Source organism: Limosilactobacillus oris DSM 4864, from assembly GCF_001434465.1.
GTDB classification, from domain to species: domain Bacteria; phylum Bacillota; class Bacilli; order Lactobacillales; family Lactobacillaceae; genus Limosilactobacillus; species Limosilactobacillus oris.
This window is the reverse complement of the sequence record NZ_AZGE01000050.1, coordinates 1-4505: the sequence shown is the minus strand read 5'-3', so window position 1 is coordinate 4505 and position 4505 is coordinate 1. Positions and strand designations below refer to the sequence as shown.

At 48.9% G+C, this 4505-nt stretch carries 4 protein-coding genes, 5 tRNA genes and 1 riboswitch; all 9 genes read right to left on the bottom strand.

The annotated features are described in order from the left end of the window. Window positions 1-76 precede the first annotated feature (76 nt). Window positions 77-150, bottom strand: a tRNA-Pro gene (locus FC49_RS09420). A 53-nt stretch (window positions 151-203) separates the two neighbouring features. After that, window positions 204-277, bottom strand: a tRNA-Arg gene (locus tag FC49_RS09415). 6 nt (window positions 278-283) lie between these two features. Next, a tRNA-Gly gene (locus FC49_RS09410) sits at window positions 284-355 on the bottom strand. An 88-nt stretch (window positions 356-443) separates the two neighbouring features. Continuing rightward, a tRNA-Leu gene (locus FC49_RS09405) sits at window positions 444-525 on the bottom strand. Window positions 526-528: 3 nt separating this feature from the next. Continuing rightward, window positions 529-601, bottom strand: a tRNA-Val gene (locus FC49_RS09400). Between the two features lie 65 nt (window positions 602-666). Beyond that, entirely contained in the window at window positions 667-1308 is a 642-nt protein-coding gene (locus FC49_RS09395; RefSeq protein WP_003711591.1) for a deoxynucleoside kinase, read from the bottom strand. 102 nt (window positions 1309-1410) lie between these two features. Further along, window positions 1411-2883, bottom strand: coding sequence for an amino acid permease (locus FC49_RS09390; RefSeq protein WP_003716143.1), 1473 nt, complete (start codon window positions 2881-2883; stop codon window positions 1411-1413). A 100-nt stretch (window positions 2884-2983) separates the two neighbouring features. Continuing rightward, window positions 2984-3156, bottom strand: a riboswitch (Lysine riboswitch). A gap of 16 nt (window positions 3157-3172) precedes the next feature. Further along, window positions 3173-3643, bottom strand: a complete 471-nt coding sequence (locus FC49_RS09385) for a GNAT family N-acetyltransferase (RefSeq protein ID WP_003716125.1) — start codon at window positions 3641-3643, stop codon at window positions 3173-3175. A gap of 52 nt (window positions 3644-3695) precedes the next feature. Further along, window positions 3696-4370 carry a phosphatase PAP2 family protein gene (locus FC49_RS09380; RefSeq protein WP_003711590.1) on the bottom strand — a complete coding sequence of 225 codons (675 nt, stop codon included), beginning with the start codon at window positions 4368-4370 and terminating at the stop codon, window positions 3696-3698. Window positions 4371-4505: the final 135 nt, after the last annotated feature.

The following is a 4505-nucleotide window of genomic DNA, read 5'->3' as shown; positions in this document are numbered from 1 at the left end:
TCTCATCAGTACTTCTTGACGAAGAGCCGTTATCACAGTGGTTTGCCACCGGATAACAGCCTTTAAAATAAGAAAATCGGGAATACAAGATTTGAACTTGCGACCTCTGCGTCCCGAACGCAGCGCTCTACCAAACTGAGCTAATTCCCGAAAAAAGAAGCGCCACACCTACTGATAAGTAACTGTCACGCTTACAGAGTAGATGCACCCAGAAGGAGTCGAACCTTCAACCTTCTGATTCGTAGTCAGACACTCTATCCAATTGCGCTATGGGTGCAAGAAAAGCGGAAGACGGGATTCGAACCCGCGACCCCCACCATGGCAAGGTGATGTTCTACCACTGAACTACTTCCGCATATCTTTAGCTATTCAATTGCTATCAACGATTATTAATATTACCTGAACCATAGTGAATTGTCAACACTTTTTTCAAATAATATTAATGCGGATGAAGGGACTTGAACCCTTACATCAAAAGATACAAGATCCTAAATCTTGCGCGTCTGCCAATTCCGCCACATCCGCATATGGAGGATACAGGGCTCGAACCTGTGACCCTCTGCTTGTAAGGCAGATGCTCTCCCAACTGAGCTAATCCTCCGAATGAACTAACTTAAATAAGCCAGCTCAAATAATATATCATCTAACCATGAAATTGTCAAATCCCTATTTCAAATTTAACTCTGCCAGCTTCCGGTCAACCATCTTCAGCACCTCTTGGGCGGCCGTCGGGTCTTCCACAAAGTCGTACTTATCCCCGTCAATCAGCATCTTCGGGCTTTCATCATACTGCGCGTACCAGTCCCGGTAACGGTTATTAAGGTTCTGGTAGTAGCTGTACAGTGACGGGTCGTTGGCAATCTGCTCGTAGGACCGGCCCCGCTTTTCAATCCGCTTGAGCATCGTTTCAAAGGACACCTGGATGGTGATCAAGAGATCCGGTGCCTTTTGGTGCGGCTGCTCTGGCAACTCCTCCATCATGTTCGCCAGCAATGAGCTGTAAATATCCGACTCGGTTTGCGTGGCACGTCCCATATCCGCGTTGAGTTTGAACAAGAGGGCATCTTCAAAGATGGACCGGTCGAGGACATTCAAGTCGTTATCATAGGAGTCCTTGATTTCATCAATCCGCTTATTCAAAAAGTAGATTTGCAGCAAGAAGCCATACTTCTTTGGATTTTTGTAAAACAATGGGAGGATTTTATTGTCGTCAACTGACTCGTAAAAGGCCTTACTGTTAAGGTGGTCAGCTAGTAACTGTGTCAGGCTGGTCTTTCCAGCACCAATTGTTCCCGCTAAAGCAATCATAATTTATACCCTTTCCTTTTCGAACTAAAAAGTCACGATTACTATTCTAACATTTAAACGATAAATGGCCACTCACAAAAGTGACCATTCTAATAAATTCATTTAGCCGTCGTACTTTTCACCCTTAGTACTTTTGCTCAAATCCACCTGTTTGAGCGGAATCATGTGTGTCCGGTACCGAATCTTGTAATAGAAGAACAATACTAAGAAGAGCGGCACACTCATGTAAGTGATCAGAATATTCGACCAGTCCATCTTGGCAAACGCCTCGACGTTCTGTCCGCAGATAACCACGATACAGAGGACAAAGGCAAAGATAGGCCCAAACGGGAACAGGGTCGCGTGGTACTTCAGTTCGTTCACAGAGTGGCCCTGAGCAACGAACGCCTTCCGGAAGCGGAAGTGGGAAATGGCAATTCCCAGCCAGGCAATGAAGCCGCATAGCCCGGAAGCGTCAGTCAGGTACATGTAAGCCTGAGGAACCACAAACTGGGTTGCAAACGCCAGGGTCGAGATAATCATCGTAAAAATCAATGCGTAAATCGGGATTCCCCGCCGGTTAACATAGCCGAGGAAGCGCCATGCATAACCCTCCCGCGCCTGGGAGTACAGCATCCGGGTAGAAGCGTATAGGCCGGAGTTGGCCGCGGAAATCACCGCCGTCAAAATAACGGCATTCATGATGCTGGCGGCCACCGCCAAGCCAGCCCGCTTAAAGATAATCGTAAACGGACTCATCGTAATGTTCTGCACATCCGCGTTCATCAAGTTTTTGTTGGTGTACGGCAAGATGCAGGCAATTACAAAGATTGCAAAAATATAGAACAGCAAAATCCGCCAGAAAGTAGAATGAATTGCCTTTGAAATTGACTTTTCTGGGGTAGCGGCTTCCCCAGCGGTGATTCCAACCAGTTCTGTTCCCTGGAAGGAGAAACCGGCAACCAGGAAGACACTGATGACGGCGGGCGCACCACCGACAAACGGCGCTTGCTTGTAGTGGAAGTTACTAAAGCCCACAGGCTTGCCGCCCATGATCCCAAGGATAATTGCAACCCCGACGACCAGGAAGACGATGACGGTAACTACCTTTACGAGGGCCAGCCAGTACTCCGTTTCACCATAGGAGCGAACAGAGAGGTAGTTAATTAGGAAAATCAGGACTAGGACCACCGTACTGAAAACCCAGCTTGGTACATGGGGCAGCCAAAAATTCATCACGATGCCAGCACTGGTGACGTCGACCGGGATCGTAATCGCCCAGTTAAACCAGTAGTTCCATCCCATCGCAAATCCTAGGGCCGGGTCAACGAACTTAGTCGAGTAAGCCGAAAACGAACCGGTAAGCGGCATGTAGGTCGCCATTTCCCCCAAACTAGTCATCAGGAAGAAGACCATGATCCCCATGATAACGTAAGCGGTCAGGGCCCCTCCAGGTCCGGCGGTGGAAATCGCGGACCCTGACGTGATAAAGAGCCCGGTCCCGATGGTTCCCCCGAGGGCAATCATCGCCAGGTGTCGGGTTTCAAGGGTCCGTTTGATATGCCCTTCCTGTTGCCCCTGTGTACTTTCTGCCATATAACAATCCTCCAAATATTTTTTTGAAGAGGAAACTAAAAAGCCTCCCAACGGTGACCCCGTCAGAAGACTCCATTAACTTCTTAAATTAACGAATCAATCTTTAGGAAGCGCTCCGCAGTTGTGCGACAGTCCATGACCTCTTAAATCATAGCCCAACGGCTGGCAGCAATAAGACTACCGCCGTTTCGGCACCTTCCCCTTTCACAACTGGTCCAGCGCTTATTCGCCTCACAGCCGTTACTGATGAAAAGTGCAACCTCTTCATTTCATCAATATTATACACTCTTCACTCGTGACTGCAAGGAACTTTTTCCCACAGGACCTGGTCATCCTCCTGCTTTACTAGCTGAAAGCCAGCCCGGCGCAGGACCCGCTGCGAAGCTAAATTATCCTTGTCTGTCAAGGCAACGATCAATTTCGTTGACTGGGCAGTTAGCCCCCTGACGGCCTCTGTCATAATCCCCCGACCACGGCAGGCTGGCGCGAGGAAGTAGCCAAGTTCAACCGCCCCCTCCCCGGCCAACTCACTCGGCTGGGTAAAGAGCAGGCCGACTATTTTCCCTGGACAGCGTTGCTCGTAGATAGCGTAAAAGTGCCCAGTCTGCAGGAGAAAGTCAACTTCAAAGCTGCTCGGCTGGGGGCCAGAAAAAAGAAGGTGCGCCCCCTGTTGAATCGTCGGATCGGCTAATAGTTTCGCTAGTTGGCCGTCACCATCGTGGTTAATCCTTTTAATCATTAAACGTTCTGTTGTAATCATAATTATTTCCCGGGAAATTAAAAAGGCCAGGTAATTTCCCAGCCTCCCATTACTAGATATTCGAACTTGATAAAAACGATACCTGTTTCAATCGTGGTGCCCAGGCCACGTACAGCCATTCGGCTACTTGGAGCCAGGCATAGGCCAACAGCATCGCGCTGATGGTATCAAATGGCCAGTGAGCGTACAGGTAAACCCGAGAAATTGCCACGAAGAAAATGACAAATACAATCAGAATTTGGCAAATTGTCCGCACTGACCGTCGTTGAACCAGCGGCAGGACTACCAGTAAAATAATTGCCGCTACCAGGAAGATCCCCAGAGTGTGTCCACTTGGAAAACTGTAACCATCGTCAGCCGCAAGGTGCTGCGCTGGCCGGGCCCGTTTCACAATGTGCTTAACGATCGTTCCCAGGACGTCACCACCAATGATGGTACCAATCGCCCACAGGGCCGGAATCTGGCAACGATGAAGCCACAAGAAGATGGCGATAATCAAAACCCACAGCAGGTCGAGCTTCGGGCTAGCCAAGAATGATAGCAGGGTCATCAACGCGTGGAACCATCCCATCGCCTCTAAACGTTGGCTGGTAAACAGCGACTGTAAGACGGCATCCATCATTGTGACGACCGACGAATTATACTTGATTAGCAGCAACAGTGCCAAGAAAAAGCCACCGCTAAGCAAGAAGCGCCGCCACCGATGACTATCACGTTCAATAAACATATTCATACTCCTATTTTAAAATAATCTAACAACGGTTTGAGTATACCACAAGGCCCCGTCCGTTTGCAGGCCCCCAAATAGAATAAGGCCCGGGGCAGCAGCTAGCATGAAGTGCCTCATAATTGTTAGACAAAA

Bases quoted from the DNA above. Each gene is read 5' to 3' on its own strand.
- FC49_RS09395 (WP_003711591.1), bottom strand. From the start codon at position 1,308: ATGATTGCTTTAGCGGGAACAATTGGTGCTGGAAAGACCAGCCTGACA.
- FC49_RS09390 (WP_003716143.1), bottom strand. From the start codon at position 2,883: ATGGCAGAAAGTACACAGGGGCAACAGGAAGGGCATATCAAACGGACC.
- FC49_RS09380 (WP_003711590.1), bottom strand. From the start codon at position 4,370: ATGTTTATTGAACGTGATAGTCATCGGTGGCGGCGCTTCTTGCTTAGC.
- FC49_RS09385 (WP_003716125.1), bottom strand. From the start codon at position 3,643: ATGATTACAACAGAACGTTTAATGATTAAAAGGATTAACCACGATGGT.